Origin of the sequence: Lichenifustis flavocetrariae (genome assembly GCF_026130545.1) — a bacterium.
GTDB classification, from domain to species: Bacteria; Pseudomonadota; Alphaproteobacteria; order Rhizobiales; family Beijerinckiaceae; genus Lichenihabitans; species Lichenihabitans flavocetrariae.
The window spans coordinates 1-1,051 of the sequence record NZ_JAMOIM010000148.1; the positions used below are offsets into that span (position 1 = coordinate 1).

Annotated in this window: 2 protein-coding genes; both read left to right on the forward strand. The window is 69.5% G+C overall.

From position 1 onward, the window contains the following. Positions 1-501: GntR family transcriptional regulator (locus M8523_RS36350; protein WP_282589652.1), on the forward strand; the 501-nt coding region annotated here is incomplete at its 5' end. 81 nt (positions 502-582) lie between these two features. Beyond that, positions 583-1,051: hypothetical protein (locus M8523_RS36355; RefSeq protein ID WP_282589653.1), on the forward strand; the 469-nt coding region annotated here is incomplete at its 3' end.

A 1,051-nucleotide genomic window follows, 5' to 3' on the forward strand; every position in this document is an offset into this window, starting at 1 on the left:
CGAACGGCCGTTGCGCATCGGGTCGAAAAGCCCGTGTCGCTCTTCGCGGGCTTCTCGCAGGACATGCGGGCGCGCGGTCTCCGTCCCGGCAGCATCTGGCTCGGCCGCGAGACCGGCCCCGCTCTGCCCGCGGAGGCCTTCGCCCTTTCCCTGTCGCCCGGTGCGCCGGTCTGCCGGCTGAGGCGCCTGCGCACCGCCGACGACGTCGCGATTGCTCTCGAACTGTCGATCGTGCCGGTGCGCTTTCTGCCAGATCCATCGATGGTCGACGATTCGCTCTACGCCGCCCTCGAAAGGCGGGGCACGGTGCCGGTGCGCGCGCTGCAGCGCATGCGTGCCACGGTCGCGGGCCGCGCCGAGGCCGACCGGCTCGGAGTGCAGCCCGGCGCTCCGTTGCTCGACATGGAGCGGCGCTGCTTCAACGAGGCGGGCGACACGGTCGAGTTCTGCCACAGCCTTTATCGGGGCGATCTCTACGACCTCCTCGTCGAACTCTCGTAGGCCATAAAAGTACCGGTTGCATACCGGTTTTTCAATGCCTAGTCTTGGCGATCGTCATCCGTTCCGTGAACCGCACGCTCCATGCTGTCCGACCTCAAGAATGGCCTGATCGTCTCCTGCCAGCCGGTCCCGGGCGGACCTCTCGACAGTCCCGCGATCGTCGCGGCCTTCGCGCGTGCTGCGGAGGCCGGTGGCGCGCAAGGGCTCCGGATCGAGGGCCTTGCCAACCTGCGGGCCGTGCGCATGGTCACCTCCCTGCCGATCATCGGGTTGATCAAGCGCATCGATCCCGCAACGCCGGTCATCATCACCGCGAGGTCGGACGACGTCAGCGACCTTGCCGAGGCGGGCGCCGATATCGTCGCCTTCGACGCCACGCGGCGACAGGGGCGATTGGCTTCGGTCGCGAGCCTCGCGGACGCGGCGCGGTCGGCGGGCTGTCTTAGCATGGCCGACAGTGCGACCTTCGCCGACGCCGAGGCGGCGGTCGAGGCGGGCGCCGACATCGTCGGCACGACGCTCTCGGGCTACACCGGTGGCCCGGTGCCGG